The sequence below is a fragment of the Hymenobacter sp. 15J16-1T3B genome (assembly GCF_020711235.1).
Classification (GTDB): domain Bacteria; phylum Bacteroidota; class Bacteroidia; order Cytophagales; family Hymenobacteraceae; genus Solirubrum.
The window spans coordinates 722,229-737,455 of sequence record NZ_JAJFAV010000001.1 but is presented as its reverse complement, the minus strand read 5'-3'; the positions used below and the strand labels follow the sequence as shown (position 1 = coordinate 737,455).

Sequence of the window (15,227 nt, the reverse complement as noted above, 5' to 3'; positions counted from 1 at the left end):
ATTGCGTCGGCGGTGCTACTGGAGGAAGGGTTGCCGCGCTTCGCTCGCAATGACTACGGGGTGAACCGCCGCCATCTTACTCCGGCGCCTCCAGAAACAGCTCCAGCGTAATCTGGTCGGCCAGCAGCTTGCCGCGGTCGGTGAGGCGCAGCCGGTCGGCGCTGACGTCGGCCCAGCCGTCGTGCTGCAGCTGCTGCAGGTAGGCGGCGCGCGCGGTGGCCAGGTCCACGCCCAGCTGGCGCAGGTAGGCCAGGCTGCAGCCCTGGGAGGTGCGCAGGCTGGTCATCAGGTACTCGTTGGCGCGGTCGGTGGGCGAGAGGTCCTCGCGGGTGGCGGGCAGCTCGCCGCGCTCTAGCAGGCCCTGCACGTACTGCGCGTTGCTGGGCACGGTGTACTGCCGGCTCTGCCCGTCGAAGGAGTGGGCGCTGGGCCCGAGGCCGAGGTAGGGCGTGCCCTGCCAGTAGCTGCTGTTGTGGCGGGAGTGGCAGCCGGGCAGGGCGAAGTTGCTGATTTCGTACTGCTCGTAGCCGGCGGCGCGGCTGGCTTCGAGCAACAGCTCAAACTCGCGGGCCACAAACTCCTCGGGCGCCCCGCGGAACTGCCCCTTCTGCAGGCGGCGGCCAAACACCGTCTGCGGCTCGATGGTGAGGGCGTAGCAGGAGAGGTGCGGCACCTGCAGGGCCAGGGCCTCGCGCAAATCGTGCTGCCAGATGCCGTGCCCGGGCTCCGGCGCGGGCACGCCGTAAATCAGGTCGATGCTGAGGTTGGCGAAGCCCGCGTCCTGGGCGGCCAGCACCGAGCGACGCGACTCTTCGGCCGAGTGGGCGCGGTTCATCAGGCGCAGGTGGGGCTCGTGGAAGCTCTGCAGCCCGATGCTCAGGCGGTTGACGGGCGAGGCCGCCAGCTCGCGCAATTTCTCCCGCGACAGGTCGTCGGGGTTGGCTTCCAGGGTAATTTCCGCATCCGCGGCCACGTCGAAGCGCTTATAGATGGCCTCGAACAAGGTCAGCAGCTCGGCTTCCGACAGCAGGGAGGGCGTGCCGCCGCCAAAATAAATCGTGCTCAGCGGAGCGCCGCCGAGGTAGTCCTGGCGCAGCTCCATTTCGCGCAGCAGCGCCGCTACCACCTGCGGCTTGCGCCCCAGCGCGGTGCTGAAGTGAAAGTCGCAGTAGTGGCAGGCCTGCTTGCAGAAGGGAATGTGGAGGTAAAGTCCGGCCATGAGGCGCATAGTGGCGCGAAGCTCCGCTTCGCGTATCGGTGCCGACGGCGGCCCGCTCCTCGTCCGGCGAAACGCGCAGCGGCGCGTAGCTTCGCGGAACGGTCGGCGGGCACGACGCCAAATCAGCAGTAAGATTGTGAAACCGCCCGGCGCCGCGTCTGGTTCGTTTGGCGCGCCGCCCCGCTTATCCGGTCGAAAATTTTCGCCGCCCGCCGCCGGGCGAAATGAAAACGCCCGCCGCGGCGTTGAGCCCCACATGCAAAGGTATACCCGCGTCTGGCGTCTGCTGCTCCTCGTGCTTGGCCTGGTCGCGGGTCCGGCGGCCGCGCAGGTCACCACCTCGCCGGTTACCTCGCCCAACCTGCCCGGCACCCAGGCCCCGCCGCTGCCCCCGCGCCCCCGCACCCCGCGCGACTCGGCCCGCGCCGCCCACCGGCTGCCGGCGGCCCGGCCCAAGGTCATTCGCCTCGACGTGGAAGCGGCCGACCAAGCCCTTGTGGGCCGCTACCGCCCGCGCCTGCTGGCCCCCGACACGCTGGCGGCCCTGGAGCAGGTGCGCGAGCTGGTGCTGGCCCTGCAAACCGACTCCTACCTCACCGCCTCGGCCGACGAGCTGCGCTGGCACGGTGATACGCTGGCCGTGCGCCTCTACGTAGGCGAGCGGTTTCGCTGGGCGCGGCTGCAGCGCGGCAACGTGACCGAGGACGTGCTCAGCCGCTCGGGCTTTCGGGAGCGGCTCTACGCCGGCCAGCCGCTGCAACCCGCCGAACTGGCCCGCCTGCAGCAGCGCGTGCTCGACGGGGCCGAAAACGAGGGCTACCCCTTCGCCCAGGTGCGCCTCGACTCGGTGCAGCTGCACGGCGCCGACATTTCCGCCCGCCTGCTGCTCGACCGCGGCCCGGTGGTGGTGTTCGACTCGGTACGGGTGCTCGGCAAAACCAAAACCAAGGCGCGCTTCCTGATGAAGTACCTGCAGATCGTGCCCGGGCAGCCCTATAGCCAGCAGCGCATCGACGACGCGGCCCGGCTGCTGCGCCTGCTGCCCTACGTGCAGCTGCGCGAGGAGCCGCAGGTGCGTTTCGCCCGCGGCCGGGCCCGCCTGTACCTCTTGCTCGATGACCGCAACGCCAACCAGTTCGACGCCATTGTGGGCGTGCTGCCGAACGCCACTACCACCACCGGCCAGAAGCGCGTGCAGGTAACCGGCGACGTGACGCTGAACCTGCGCAACATCGGTGGCGGGGGCAAGCAGCTGGGCCTGCAGTGGCGCAAGGTGGACGCGGCTTCGCAGCTGCTCGACGCGGCTTACCAGCACCCCAACTTTTTCGGCACGCCCATCGACGTGGCCGGCACCTTCAACTTATTCAAGCAGGACAGCACCTTTCTGACCCTGCGCCCGCGCCTGCAGCTCAGCCACGTCAACGCCCGCGCCGGGCGCATCAGCGTGTTTGTGGAGCAGCGCAACTCCCGCCTGCTGGCCCAGCAGCGCCTGCGCACTCTGCAGGCGCTGCCCGACAACATCGACTCGCGCTACACCGCCTACGGCCTCGACGTGACCCGCTCCTCGCTCGACGACCCACTGTTTCCGCGCCGGGGCACGCTGCTCGTGGCCCAGGGCGCGGTGGGCACCAAGGTCATCAGCAAAAACGCCGACATCAAGCCCGAGCTCTACGACGGGCTGCCCCTGCGCAGCACCCAAGTGAGCTTCAGCGGGCGGGCCGAGCACTACTTCCGGGTGGGCCGGCAGGGCGTGCTGCTCGCCCGCCTGCGCGGCGAGGCGCTGGTCAACCAGCGGCTGTTTCAGAACGACCTGTTCCGCCTCGGCGGCCTGGCCACCCTGCGCGGCTTCAACGAGCTGCAGTTTTACGCCGCCCAATACGGCGTGGGCACCGTGGAGCTGCGGCAGTTCACCGGGCCGGAAGCCTACGTGTTTCTCTTCGCCGATCAGGCGTACTTGCGCCAGGGCCTATCCGGCGCCCCCGGCGAAGACGCCCCCACCGGCCTGGGCGCGGGCCTGAGCTTCCGCACCGGCGCGGGCCTGTTCCAGTTCGTGTACTCGTTGGGCCGCACCAACAGCCAGCCCTTTGCCTTCAATGCCTCCAAAATCCACTTCGGCATCACCAGCCGGTTCTGATAGGGCAAGGGGAACAGGCGGTTAGGAGCTAGAAGGCCAGGCTGCCAACTTCCAAACGCCCAGTCTCTTCCCTTATTCCTGCACCGTCGTGGAGCTGTCCACCGAATAGCCGCTGCTGTCGGGTTCGGGCGCGGTGCTGTGGCGCGTCGTGGGCGACTCGATGGACAGCTGGTCGGTGTCGTGGTTGGCATTGCAGGCGGTAAGCAGGCCGGCAGCTAGTAGTAATAGCGCGGCGCGGTGGAGCAAAAGACGCATAACGGGTGACAAAAGATGGTGCTGCTTGCTCGTACGGCCCGCGGCAGCCGGGATGCCGGCAAAATTATTTGCACTGATTATCAGCCTAAAGGCCCATCATTTCCGCTTTGTGCAACCCCAAGAGTGGCGAATCCGAAAAAGACTATTACTTTTGCATTACCAAACAGTGCGGGGTGGAGCAGTTGGTAGCTCGTTGGGCTCATAACCCAAAGGTCACTGGTTCGAGTCCAGTCCCCGCTACCTCGATAAAACGACCCGGTTGCCATTGCGGCGGCCGGGTCGTTTTGCATTTGGCCCGTCTGTACCTCAGTCGGGCCACCCGCTTCGCCGGACGTAGTGAGGCCGACCAACGGGTAAAAAGGCGCCGCAGAGGCCGCAGGGCCCTTTGCCAAAAGCTTTTCGCTTTAGACCTTCATTTCTAACGCGTTAGTACCGATATTTGTACTGGATTTAGACTCGTGGTAGGTTCCGGTGACGGCCTCGCCGCGTGCCCTTGCTGCTTACTCATCTGCTTACCCGCCCGCCGACCTCCCCAGTTTATGTGAGAGCCGGCAGGCAACCAACCGGCGGGTTCCCGCCTCCTAGCTGTACCTCCCCCTAATACGCCGCTGCCCCTCCCACCCGACTACCGGTTCGCCAGCAAGAAAGGTTGAAAATATATGATTGGCAGTCAGCACGTTATTAAGAACCGAAATGATTTGGGCGACTTATCGTCAAAGTATTTGTTGCCTAGCGTCGTCTCACCAGGAGGTGTCGACCGAGAGAAGCGTGTTATGAAGTACGCGTATGCGTGGCTGGGAGTACTGCTCCTGGCATTGGGCGTGCAGCCCGCCGTGGCCCAACGAATTGTATTTTCTGGACAAGTCACCGAAGCCGGCAACGGGCAACCCGTGCCGTTTGCCTCGGTGTACGTGAAGGGCACCAGCGCCGGCGCCACGGCCGACGAGAACGGCCGGTACGAACTCATTCTGACCCAGCCGGCCGATTCGCTGTCGGCTTCGGCGGTGGGCTACAAGCCGCGCACCCGCAAGGTGAGCCGCACCCAGACGCCCCAGGCGGTGAACTTCGCCCTGGCCTCGGCGGCCCAGCAGCTGGGCGAAGTGGTCATTCGCTCCACCGAAAACCCGGCCTACGCCATTCTGCGCAAGGTGCAGCAGCACAAAAAGCAGAACGACAAAAGTCGGCTCGACGCCTTTGAATTCGACAGCTACAACCGCATCGAGGTGTCGTTGTCGGACATTACCGACCGGCTGGCCAAGCGTAAAGTAATTCGCGACATGGCCTCGGTGGCCTCGTCGGTGGGGGAAATGGAGCGCAACGCCAACGGCAAGCCCACCGTGCCCCTGTTTGCCTCGGAGGTAATGTCGCGCTACTTCGTGCGTCACCGGCCCAACCGCGAGCGGGAGGAAATCAAACACAGCCAGCTGCACGGCGTGGCCCCGCGCGACGGCACGCTGCTCTCGCAGGTGCTCGGCTCCTCGTTTCAGGATTACGACTTCTACCCGAACTGGCAGGTGGTGATGGGCAAGGATTTCATCTCGCCCATTGCCGACGGCTGGCGCATCACCTACGACTACGACCTGGAGGACACGGTGCAGATTGGTGCGAACCGCTGCTACCAGCTCAAGGTGTTTCCGCGCCGGGCCCAGGATTTGGCCTTCACTGGCCGCATCTGGATTACCACCGACTCCTATGCCCTGCGCCGGGTGGACCTGAGCGTGGACCCGAAGGCCAACATCAACTTCGTGGATCAGATCCGGGTGTACCAGGACCTGACGCCCTCGGCGGCCGGGCCCTGGCTGCCGCAGCGCACCCGCGTGGTGGTGGGCATGAAGCCCACGCCCAAGCAAACCGGCCTGCTGGTGCGCTTCAACACCGTCAACTCCAACTTCCAGGCCGGGCAGCCGCACGACCTGCCGTTCTACGACCAGCCCTTCGCCGCCGACCCGAACGCGCTGAAGACGCCGGCCTCCTTCTTCGCCCAGAACCGCCCCGATACGCTGTCGGCGCAGGAAACGCGCACGCTCACGGTGCTCGACTCGGTGGGCAAGCTGCCCTCGGTGCGCACCTTCCTGGAAGTGGCCGACTTGGTGGTGAACGGCTACGAGGAGCTGGGCCCGCGCGGCCGCTTCGAGCTGGGCCCCATCCTGAGCACCTACACCTGGAACAACGTGGAGGGCCACCGCCTGCGCGTGGGCTTCCGCAGCACCCCGGAGCTGAGTCCGAACTGGCTGCTGAAAGGCTACACCGCCTACGGCACCCGCGACGGGGAATTTAAGTACGGCCTCTCGGTGGACCGCATTCTGAACCGCCCAAACTGGACGGTATTCAGCGCCAAGTACAGCCACGACATCGACCTGGTGGCCCTGCTCGACAACGAGCTGGCCCTGGAAAGCCCGCTGTTTGAAGCCGCCGCCCGCTTCGGCAACATCAAGCCCGGCCTGCCGCTGTGGCGCGACATGACCTCGATGACGGCGCAGTCGGACCTGTTCCACAACTTCACCCAGAAGCTTACGCTGCGCCACCAGCGCTTCGACCCGCTCTACAACTTCACCTACTACACCACCGACAACCACGAGCAGGGCGCCCCGACGGCGCAGAACTTCAACCTCTCGGAGCTGATTCTGGAGTCGCGCTACGCCCCGGGCGAGGTGCTGATTCAGAACCAGAACCGCCGCTACGCCGTGGGCTCGATGAAGTGGCCGGTGTTTACGCTGCGCTACACCCTAGGCCTGCCCGGCGTGCTCGGCAGCGACTTTGAGTACCAGAAGTTCAACGTGTCGGTGCAGCAGAGCGTGCAGCTCGGGCAGCTGGGCCGCACCGAGTACATCTTCGACGCGGGCTACATTCCGAGCACGGTGCCTTACCCGGTGCTCAAAAACCACCTCGGCAACGAGTCGCCCATCTACACTTCGAACGCCTACAACCTGATGCGCTACTCGGAGTTCGTGAGCGACCGGTACGCCTCCCTGCACGCCGAACACTACTTCGAAGGGCTGTTCATCAACTCGGTGCCGCTGCTCAAGAAGCTCGACTGGCGCCTGGTGGCCTCTGGCAACCTGCTCTACGGCACGGTGAGCAAGGCCAACCAGAACACCACGCCACCCGTCGACGCCACCGGCGTGCCGCAGCCCACGTTCCGGGCCCTGACGCCGGGCACGCCCTACGCCGAGCTGGGCTACGGCGTGGAGAACATCTTCAAGTTTGTGCGCGTCGATTTTCTGCACCGCCTGACCTACCGCGACCTGCCGGGCGTCAAGAATTTTGGGGTGAAAGTGTGCGCTCAGTTTAAGCTGTAAAGCAGCGTTTCGAACCCCGCCGCCCGCGGGCCGTTACATACCACGAGCTTTGCCGCGCCGCGCTGCCCTTCCGGGGGCGACGCGGCGCGCTTCTGTTTTGTGGCCCATGGCACTAGTAGCATCCCTGACCGCGGCGCTGCGCCGGCACTGGTCGTACTACCTCACCGAAGCCGCCGGCGTGGCGGCTTTCCTCGCGGTTACCAGCGTGAGCAGCGTGCTCCTGAACCACCCCGATCTGCCGCTGCGGGCTTGGCTGGGCGAAAACGAGCTGCTGCGCCGCAGCGTGCTGGCGGTGGTGGTGGGGTTGGTGGTGGTGGGCATCACCTATAGCCCCTGGGGCCAACGCTCCGGAGCCCACATCAACCCGGCCGTGACGCTAGCGTTCTGGCACCTGGGCAGCCTGCGCGGCGCCGATGCGTTTTGGTACATCGTGTTTCAGTGCGCCGGCGGCGCGGCGGCGGGCAAGCTGCTGAGCTACGCCCTGCAGCGCTGGTATGCCCATCCCGACGTCAACTTCAACCTGACCGAGCCGGGCCCGGCCGGCGTGTGGGTGGCCGTGCTGGCCGAGGTGGTCATATCCGGCGTGCTGATGTGGGTGCTGCTCTACGCCCTGCACGCCGAGCGGCTGCGCCGGTTTACGGGCTGGCTGGTGGGCGCGCTGCTAGCCGTGTACGTGGCGTTCGAGGCGCCGCTGTCGGGCATGAGCCTAAACCCAGCGCGCAGCCTGGGCGCGGCCGTAGGTGCCGGCCGCTACGAGCACCTCTGGATCTATTGGCTGGCCCCGATTCCGGCCATGTGGCTGGCGGCGGTGCTGTTTCAGCGCATATATCAAGGAGCGCCGCTGGCCTGCGCCGTGCTGGCGGGCTCCGCCACCAAGCCCGAGCACGGCCCGTACGCCACCGAGCCGCCGCAGTTCCCGGACCCGGACGGCGCCGACTAGCCCAGCGGCAACTACTATGCTACCAACCTTTTCTTGCCGGGCTAGGTATGATTTAATCCTGTCCGCCGCCGGCGCGTGCCCTGCCGCCGCGCCGGGCGCCCCGTCCTTACCACAACCAATCACGCTGATGTCCATCACCAACGAACTATTGAACACTGTGCTGCGCCACGCCGGCCAGGAGGTGTCGCGCAAGGAATTTCTGAGCCTGGCGGGCCGCGGCTTGGCCGTGGGCGTGGCCGCTACCACGCTGGCCAGCTGCAATTCCGGCGGGGGCAGCGGCTCGGCGGCCGAAGCCAAACCCGGCACGCCCACCACCGGCACGCCGGCCGCGGAGGTGGATGCGTCGACTACCTACACCGCGCCCGGGGGCCAGACGGTGCCTTCGTCCGAAGCGGTGTCGCCGCCGGCCAAGGTGCCCGCGGGCGTCGACCAGCCCATCGAGCTGGAGGCCTGGAAATCGGACGTGGACCCGCAGTCGGGGCCGGTGCCCACGCCGCTGCCGCCCGAGCAGCGCGTGGGCTACGCCATCGTCGGGCTGGGGCATTTGTCCTTGGAGGAAATCCTGCCGGCGTTCGGGGAGTGCAAGAAGTCCAAGCCGGTGGCCTTGGTCAGCGGCTCGCCCGAAAAGCTCAAAAAAGTGGCCGCGCAGTACGGCATCACGCCCGAGAGCTGCTACAGTTACCAAGACTACGAAAAGCTCAAGGACAACCCCGAGGTCAAGGCCATCTATATCGTGCTGCCCAACTCCCTGCACGCGGAGTACGTCATCCGCGGGGCCAGCACCGGCAAGCACATTCTCTGCGAAAAGCCCATGGCCACCTCGGCCCGGGAGTGCGAATTGATGATAGACGCCTGCAAGAAGGCGGGCGTGAAGCTGATGATAGCCTACCGCATTCAGTACGAGCCCTACAACCGGCAGGTGCGCGACATGGTGCGCAACAGCAAGTTTGGCAAGCCCAAGTACATCGAGGCGCAGAACAGCCAAAGCTCGGCCAACCCCGAGCACTGGCGCCACAAAAAAGCCCTGGCCGGCGGCGGCGCCCTGCCCGACATCGGCCTGTACTGCCTCAACACCTCCCGCTTCGTGCTCGGCACTGAGCCCACCGAGGTATTTGCCTACACCTACAGCTCGCCCGGCAACCCGCTGTTCAAGGAAATCGAGGAAATGATGTCGTTTCAGCTGCGCTTCCCGGAGGGCGTCGTCGTCAACTGCGTGACCGACTACAACACCCACGACTCGCGCTTCTACCGCGTGAGTGCCGAGCGGGGTTGGATCCACGTCGACAACGCCTACGCTTATACTGGCCAGAAGCTGCAAACCTCGCACGCCGAAGGGCCGGCTAAGATGCAGAACCAGATTACGCTCAGCGAGAAAAATCAGTTTGCGGCCGAAATGGACCACTTTTCGGAGTGCATCCTGAAAAACCAGCCCCCGCACACGCCCGGCGAAGAAGGCCTGCAGGACCACCGCATTATGGAAGCGCTGTACCAATCGGCACGCGAGGGCCGGCCGGTGAAGCTGCCGGCCGTGCAAGGCACGGATGTGTTCCGCGGACCGGAGCCGAAGCAGGCGTAGCCGTAGTCAGCAATGGGGGCAAGAGCATAATCCGCTCGTCATCCTGAGCCCTAGGCGAAGGATCTTCCTCGCACCCCGCACCAACTGAGAAGCGCAGCCACCAACGCCCAATTCGTACGGGCCGCGGTAGCTGCGCTTCTTTGCTATAAGAGTGAAAAGCGGCCGCACTCCGTCGGCAACGGCGGTGCGGAGTTGGAGGAAGGTCCTTCGCTCTGCTCAGGATGACGTTCTATTCCTCCTATTCCTCAGGATGACGGGCTGGTTTCCTTTGCTATTGATTGAGCAGCCTGCCCGGCGGCTTTGAGCAGGGCGGGGTCGCGGCGCACCTGCGAGGGCGCCACGCCGAACTTCTTGCGGAAGGCCGTGGCGAAGTGGGCCGGGTTGGCGAAGCCCACATCCTCGCCGATTTCCTGCACGGGCCGGGCGGTGGTTTCGAGCAGGGCGCGGGCTTCGCTTAGGCGCTTGTTGGCCACGTAGCCGAAGACGGTGGTGCCAAATTCCGCCTTGAAGCCGCGTTTGAGCTTGAAGTCGTTCAGGCCGAACAGCCGGGCCAGCTCGAGCAGGCTGGGCGGCGCGGCGTAGTGCGCGTCGAGGTGGTGGCGTATGGCGTGGAACAGGTCGCGGTCGGAGCGGCGGGGGCGCGGCTCGGCTACGTGGCGCAGGAAATAGCTCTGCTGCTCCACGAACATATCCATGAAACGCGCCTCCAAAAACACCCGCTTGAGCACGCCGGCGTAGGGGCACTGCAGAATCTGGCCGATGAGCTGCGTAACCGGCGGCGCCACGGCCGCGGCCTCGCGCAGCAGCAAAAAGGGCTCCTGCCGGGGCAGGCGCGCGCGGTACAGCGTAAGCCACTCGGCGTTGTTTTCCACCAGATCGGCAAACAAGCCCACGCCGAGCTTGAGGTGAAAAGCGCGGTACTGGCCCTGCGCGTCGGGGTACAGGGTGTGAGTCAGCCGCTGGGCGTCTTCCCAGAGCAGGTTGTGCTGGCCGGTGGGCACCAACGACTGCCGGGTGCCGTCCATCCACGAGTCGGCGTGGCCCCGAAACTGGTAGAGCAGGCCCACCCACGGCTCGGCCACGTCCTGCACGAAGGTCAGGGGCCGGTGCAGGTGCCCGGATATTTCGGAGAGCAGCAAGCCGCCGGGCAGCAGGTAGTCGTGGGTTTCCAGCTGCCCCACTTCCGGGCGCAGGGCGGCGTGCGTGTGCAGCGTCAGCAAGCCCGGGGTGGGCTCCGCCTGCACCCGCACCAGCTCGCCCAGGTCGTCGCCGTGCACTTGATAGGATTCCCAGCTGCTCATTGGGGTAAAAATACTCCGCTTTTGAAAAGCGCAAACTCCGTCGGGGAAAAGTCCCAATGCCGGCGGCGGCCGGACCTTTGAACCGTCAACCCCAACCCCACACAACCCCTATGAAACGGACTTTTGAAAACCCCATCATCGGCGACGTGGTGCACTTCGTGAAGTACGCCCAGGAGCCCGGCGGCCCCGACACCGTCCTCGACGTCGACCTGAAGCCCGGCGGCGGCAACGCCCTGCACTACCACCGCAGCTTCGACGAGCATTTTGAGTGCCTCGCGGGCGAGCTGCAGGTGCAGGTGGGCCGGCAGGTGCGCACGCTGCGCCCCGGCGACACGGCCACCGTACCGCGCGGGGTGCACCACCGCTTTTTCAGCACCAGCAGCGCGCCCACGCGCTTCCGCGTTACCATCAGCCCCGGCCACGCGGGCTTCGAGAACATGCTCAAAATTGCCTACGGCATGGCCGCCGACGGGCTCACCGACCAGCGCAGCACTCCGAAGAAGTTCTGGCAGATGGGCGTGGCCGTGCACCTCTCCGACACCAACGTGCCCGGGGTGCTCGGCCTGCTGATGCCCCTGCTGCGCCGCGCCGCCCGCCGCGCCATGGCCGACGGCCGCTACGAGCGGGAAATGGCCCCCTACACCCTCGCCTAGCCCCCACTCACTGCCCTTGTTTGCGCCATGCCTCACCCTTCGTCCGTGCCCCGTTCCGTGTCGCTTGAAGCCCAATGCCGCCTGCTCAACCGCCTGCTCTGGGCCTGGGCCGCAGCCGGCGGCGCGCTGGCCGTGGCTGCGCTAAGCTACTGACAACGAGCCGCCCGCCCCGCCCGCGCGTGCTGGGGCGGGCGGCCCAGCTGCCGGCATCCGGTGCTTAGGCCACCAGCATGCTGGCGGCTTTCAGCTCCACGTTTTCGGCGGCGGCCTTGATCAGGGCCGGGTCGCGGCGCACCTGCGAGGGCGCCACGCCGAACTTTTTGCGGAAGGCCGTGGCGAAATGGGCCGGGTTGGCGAAGCCCACCGACTCGGCAATTTCCTGCACGGGCTGGTCGGTGAGGCTGAGCAGCTGCTGGGCCACGGTGAGGCGGCGCTCGGCCACGTAGCCGAAGACGGTGGTGCCGAACAGCTGGCGGAAGCCCTTTTTCAGCTTAAAGTCGTTGGTGCCGAACAGCCGGGCCAGCTCCAGCAGGCTGGGCGGGTTGGCGTAGTGCTCGTCGAGGTAGTGGCGGATGCCGTAAAACAGGTCGCGCTCGGGCGAGGACAGGCGGGTGACGGCGCGGGTAAATTCCTCTTGCTGAGCAATGAACAGGTCGAGGAAGCGGGCCTCCAGAAACATCTTTTTCAGCGGCCCGGAATACGGGCAGTTCAGAATCTGCTGAATGGCAATCTGGGCCGCGGGCGTGGCCAGCAGGCCGTCGGGCAGCATCACGAAGGGGTCGGGGCGGCTGAGCCACCGCTCGTGCACGCCCAGCCACTCGGCGTTGCTGCCGATGAGCTTGTGGAAACACTCGTGGGTGAGGTGCACCGAAAACAGCTGGTACGCCTCCTGCTGCGGCTGGAAGGTGTAGTGGTTGCGTGTGGTTTCGTCGCCGACGACGTTCTGGCGGTTTGCCCCCAGACGCAGCGGCCGCCGGGCGCAGGACTTGGAGTGCAGGTCGCCCTCCAGCTGGTAGAGCATGCCCACCCAGGGCTGGTGCACGTTCAGCTCGGCCCGCAGCGGCTCGGTGAGGCGCCCGCTCATGTGGCCGAGCTGGAAGCCGTCGAGAAAGTAATCGGTGAAGGTAAGCTGCCCGCCGCGGGGGCCCTGCCAGTGCGTGCGGGCCTGCAGCAACCCGGTTTCCTGCTGCATTTCGGTGCGGCAGTGGTCGGCTATTTCGGCGGTGGAAATGTCGAAGAAGGTATCCATAACGGCGGTAGGCAAGGCACGCGTAAGCGAACAAGACCAAGGGCAGCAGCGGCTCCGGAAGGTTGCCCCCGCCAAAAACTCCGGCAGAGAAAAGCAAAACTCCGTTTGGCGAAGGTAACAGTAACGACCTGACCTTCACCTTTGCAACGTCGGTTTGGTAGCGCGCTCAGTCGGGGCGCCGCCAACCGGGCAAAACCCGGAAAACCTTGAGCCCCATCAAGGCGCCGGCGCCGCGCAGGCGGCATCTTTGCTCAAACGCCCTACTCCCATGCACGCACCGTTTCAGCTTTCCGTCAAACCCCTTATTGCAAACTCTTTAGCGGGCCGATTGCTGCTCGAACTCAAGCATAGCCTGGAGCCCCGGCCCAGCGACGAGCCGGCCTGTTCGCAGCGCTACGCGGCCCTGCACCGGCAGGCCCAGTGGGCCACCCGCCTGTTCTGGCTGGCCTCGGGTCTGGTCGTGGGCGGCGTCAGCGCCCTGGCCGTGGCCGACGCCCTACTGGGCTAGCCGGCGGGCTCCTAACCCGCGCCCGAGGTAACCCCAGGCGCGGGTTCGGGGTACATCATCGGCACGGCGCCCAACCATACGCGGGCGCCCCCGGCCCCTATGAGCACCCGCCACACCTACGACCTCGGCGTTATCGGCAACTGCGCCTACTTAGGCCTAATTCGGCAAGACACCCGCGTACAGTGGCTGTGCTGGCCCCGCTTCGACAGCGGCTTCGTGTTCGGCGGGCTGCTGGACGACGAGCAGGGCGGCGAGTTCAGCCTCTTGCCGCCCGCGGGCGAGTTTCGCACCCGGCAGTACTACCTCGACAACACCAACGTGCTCTGCACCGAGGTGGAAACCGCGCAGGGCCGCTACCGCGTGACGGACTTCGCCCCGCGCTTCCGGCAGTACGACCGGTACTACAAGCCCCTGATGCTCATCCGAAAACTGGAGCCGCTGGCGGGCACGCCCCGGGTGCGCGCCGTGTGCCGCCCCACCGGCGACTACGGCCGCCAGCCGCTCACGCCGCGGCGCTCCTCCAACCACATTGCTTTTCTGGGCCTGCCCGAAGAAATCCGGCTGACCACCAACGTGCCGCTGAGCTACATCCTCGACGGCGAGGACTTCGCCTTGTCGGAAACCAAGTACCTGGTGCTGACCTACGGCGCCCCGCTGGAAGCCGCGCTGGAAAGCACCTGCGAGCAGTTTTTGCGCAATACCGTGCAGTACTGGCGGCAGTGGGTGAAGAGCACCAGCATCGGCAACCTGTTCCAGACGGAGGTTATCCGCTCGGCGCTGGCCCTGAAAGTGCACCAGTACGAGGACACCGGCGCCATCATTGCGGCCAGCACCACCTCCCTGCCCGAGGCGCCCGGCAGCACGCGCAACTGGGACTACCGCTTCTGCTGGATGCGCGACACCTATTACATCCTCACGGCCTTCAACAACATCGGCCACTTCGAGGAGATGGAGCAGTACTTCCACTTCATCACCAACATTTCCACCAAGGTGCGCGACAAATACCAGCCGCTGTACTCCATCAGCGGGGCCTCGGAGCTGGTGGAACAGGAGCTCACGCACCTACGCGGCTACCTCGGCAACCAGCCCGTGCGCATCGGTAACGACGCCTACACCCACATCCAGAACGACGTGTACGGGCAGGTGCTGGTGGCTCTGCTGCCGCTCTACGTGGACAAGCGCTTCACGGCGCTGGAACGGGCCCACTCCGAGCAGCTGATGTACGAGGCGCTGAACTTCATCGACCGCACCATGGAGCAGCCCGACGCGGGCCTGTGGGAGTTCCGCAACCTGGCCCAGTACCACTGCTACACCTACCTGTTTCACTGGGCCGGGGCCAGCGCCGCCTGTAAGGTGGCCACCCGCCTGGGCAACGCCGACATGGGTGAGCTGGCCGGCCGCCTCACCCGCGAGGCCCGCGAAAAAATCGAGGCCTGCTACGACCCGCAGCGCGGCTGCTACACCAACGCCATCGGCTCGCCCCACCTCGACGCTAGCGGCCTGCAGCTCATCCTGATGGGCTACCTCGACCCCAACTCCGAGCGGGCCCGCACCCACCTCGCGGCCCTGGAAGCCGAGCTGATGACGCCCGAGGGCCTGTTTTACCGCTACCGCCACGCCGACGACTTCGGCACGCCCGAAACCACTTTCCTCATCTGCACCTTCTGGTACATCGAGGCGCTGGCCTGCGTGGGCCGCACCGACGACGCCGTGGCCGCCCTGCAGCGCATCATGCAGTACACCAACCACCTCGGCCTGCTCTCCGAGGACGTGGACGCGCGCACCGGCTCGCAGTGGGGCAACTTCCCGCAGGCCTACAGCCACGTGGGTTTGGTGAATGCCGCCTACCGCATCAGCAAGCGCCTGGACCGGCCGGTGTTTTTGTAGTAGCGGCTCACTCCAGGTGGTGGCCATGACAACCAACGGCCGCACCGGTAGTCATTGCGAGCGAAGCGCGGCAATCCTTCCTCTCGCGGCACAACGACCCAACAAGCACCCTCCAAAAACGGGCCCGCCCGAAACTAGAGTCACTGGGTTTCGGGCGGGGCCGTTTTCGGTCAGTAAGCAATGTAGCGGCGGTGCTACTGGAGGAA

12 protein-coding genes and 1 tRNA gene are annotated in these 15,227 nt (G+C 65.9%); 9 read left to right on the top strand and 4 right to left on the bottom strand.

The window, feature by feature from the left end:
• Window positions 1-76 precede the first annotated feature (76 nt).
• Window positions 77-1,219, bottom strand: coding sequence for a radical SAM family heme chaperone HemW (hemW, locus tag LJ737_RS03080; RefSeq protein ID WP_227762875.1), 1,143 nt, complete (start codon window positions 1,217-1,219; stop codon window positions 77-79).
• Between the two features lie 256 nt (window positions 1,220-1,475).
• On the opposite strand from hemW, the gene LJ737_RS03075 reads away from it, so the two are divergent.
• Window positions 1,476-3,353, top strand: a complete 1,878-nt coding sequence (locus LJ737_RS03075) for a BamA/TamA family outer membrane protein (RefSeq protein ID WP_227762873.1) — start codon at window positions 1,476-1,478, stop codon at window positions 3,351-3,353.
• Window positions 3,354-3,425: 72 nt separating this feature from the next.
• On the opposite strand, the gene LJ737_RS03070 is transcribed toward LJ737_RS03075, so the two are convergent.
• Complete coding sequence (locus LJ737_RS03070) at window positions 3,426-3,608, bottom strand: hypothetical protein (protein ID WP_227762871.1); 183 nt, start codon at window positions 3,606-3,608, stop codon at window positions 3,426-3,428.
• A 167-nt stretch (window positions 3,609-3,775) separates the two neighbouring features.
• On the opposite strand from LJ737_RS03070, the gene LJ737_RS03065 reads away from it, so the two are divergent.
• The 4 genes from LJ737_RS03065 to LJ737_RS03050 all read left to right on the top strand — a co-directional run bounded on the left by LJ737_RS03065 (window position 3,776) and on the right by LJ737_RS03050 (window position 9,423).
• Window positions 3,776-3,848, top strand: a tRNA-Met gene (locus LJ737_RS03065).
• 533 nt (window positions 3,849-4,381) lie between these two features.
• Complete coding sequence (locus LJ737_RS03060) at window positions 4,382-6,907, top strand: DUF5686 and carboxypeptidase-like regulatory domain-containing protein (protein WP_227762870.1); 2,526 nt, start codon at window positions 4,382-4,384, stop codon at window positions 6,905-6,907.
• A gap of 106 nt (window positions 6,908-7,013) precedes the next feature.
• Complete coding sequence (locus LJ737_RS03055; RefSeq protein ID WP_227762868.1) at window positions 7,014-7,847, top strand: MIP/aquaporin family protein; 834 nt, start codon at window positions 7,014-7,016, stop codon at window positions 7,845-7,847.
• 127 nt (window positions 7,848-7,974) lie between these two features.
• Window positions 7,975-9,423 (top strand): Gfo/Idh/MocA family protein, encoded by a 1,449-nt coding sequence (locus tag LJ737_RS03050; protein ID WP_227762867.1) that lies wholly within the window; start codon window positions 7,975-7,977, stop codon window positions 9,421-9,423.
• A 245-nt stretch (window positions 9,424-9,668) separates the two neighbouring features.
• Here LJ737_RS03050 and LJ737_RS03045 read toward each other — a convergent pair whose 3' ends face one another.
• Complete coding sequence (locus LJ737_RS03045) at window positions 9,669-10,724, bottom strand: helix-turn-helix transcriptional regulator (protein WP_227762865.1); 1,056 nt, start codon at window positions 10,722-10,724, stop codon at window positions 9,669-9,671.
• A gap of 110 nt (window positions 10,725-10,834) precedes the next feature.
• Between LJ737_RS03045 and LJ737_RS03040 the strand changes: the two genes are divergently transcribed.
• The gene (locus LJ737_RS03040; RefSeq protein WP_227762864.1) at window positions 10,835-11,377 is read left to right on the top strand and encodes a cupin domain-containing protein; all 543 of its coding nucleotides are present in this window, start codon (window positions 10,835-10,837) and stop codon (window positions 11,375-11,377) included.
• 27 nt (window positions 11,378-11,404) lie between these two features.
• On the top strand, window positions 11,405-11,530 hold the full coding sequence (locus LJ737_RS26855; protein WP_262907796.1) for a hypothetical protein: 126 nt from the start codon (window positions 11,405-11,407) through the stop codon (window positions 11,528-11,530).
• Between the two features lie 64 nt (window positions 11,531-11,594).
• Here the strand turns inward: LJ737_RS26855 and LJ737_RS03035 are convergent, their stop codons facing one another.
• A complete protein-coding gene (locus tag LJ737_RS03035; RefSeq protein ID WP_227762863.1) occupies window positions 11,595-12,626 on the bottom strand; it encodes a helix-turn-helix transcriptional regulator in 1,032 nt (343 codons plus the stop codon).
• Window positions 12,627-12,954: 328 nt separating this feature from the next.
• On the opposite strand from LJ737_RS03035, the gene LJ737_RS03030 reads away from it, so the two are divergent.
• Entirely contained in the window at window positions 12,955-13,134 is a 180-nt protein-coding gene (locus tag LJ737_RS03030) for a hypothetical protein (protein WP_227762862.1), read from the top strand.
• Window positions 13,135-13,233: 99 nt separating this feature from the next.
• Window positions 13,234-15,021, top strand: coding sequence for a glycoside hydrolase family 15 protein (locus tag LJ737_RS03025; protein WP_227762861.1), 1,788 nt, complete (start codon window positions 13,234-13,236; stop codon window positions 15,019-15,021).
• Window positions 15,022-15,227: the final 206 nt, after the last annotated feature.

What these genes read in the sequence shown, in the direction of transcription:
- hemW (WP_227762875.1), bottom strand. Translation starts at nt 1,219, where the DNA reads ATGGCCGGACTTTACCTCCACATTCCCTTCTGCAAGCAGGCCTGCCAC.
- LJ737_RS03075 (WP_227762873.1), top strand. Translation starts at nt 1,476, where the DNA reads ATGCAAAGGTATACCCGCGTCTGGCGTCTGCTGCTCCTCGTGCTTGGC.
- LJ737_RS03070 (WP_227762871.1), bottom strand. Translation starts at nt 3,608, where the DNA reads ATGCGTCTTTTGCTCCACCGCGCCGCGCTATTACTACTAGCTGCCGGC.
- LJ737_RS03060 (WP_227762870.1), top strand. Translation starts at nt 4,382, where the DNA reads ATGAAGTACGCGTATGCGTGGCTGGGAGTACTGCTCCTGGCATTGGGC.
- LJ737_RS03055 (WP_227762868.1), top strand. Translation starts at nt 7,014, where the DNA reads ATGGCACTAGTAGCATCCCTGACCGCGGCGCTGCGCCGGCACTGGTCG.
- LJ737_RS03050 (WP_227762867.1), top strand. Translation starts at nt 7,975, where the DNA reads ATGTCCATCACCAACGAACTATTGAACACTGTGCTGCGCCACGCCGGC.
- LJ737_RS03045 (WP_227762865.1), bottom strand. Translation starts at nt 10,724, where the DNA reads ATGAGCAGCTGGGAATCCTATCAAGTGCACGGCGACGACCTGGGCGAG.
- LJ737_RS03040 (WP_227762864.1), top strand. Translation starts at nt 10,835, where the DNA reads ATGAAACGGACTTTTGAAAACCCCATCATCGGCGACGTGGTGCACTTC.
- LJ737_RS26855 (WP_262907796.1), top strand. Translation starts at nt 11,405, where the DNA reads ATGCCTCACCCTTCGTCCGTGCCCCGTTCCGTGTCGCTTGAAGCCCAA.
- LJ737_RS03035 (WP_227762863.1), bottom strand. Translation starts at nt 12,626, where the DNA reads ATGGATACCTTCTTCGACATTTCCACCGCCGAAATAGCCGACCACTGC.
- LJ737_RS03025 (WP_227762861.1), top strand. Translation starts at nt 13,234, where the DNA reads ATGAGCACCCGCCACACCTACGACCTCGGCGTTATCGGCAACTGCGCC.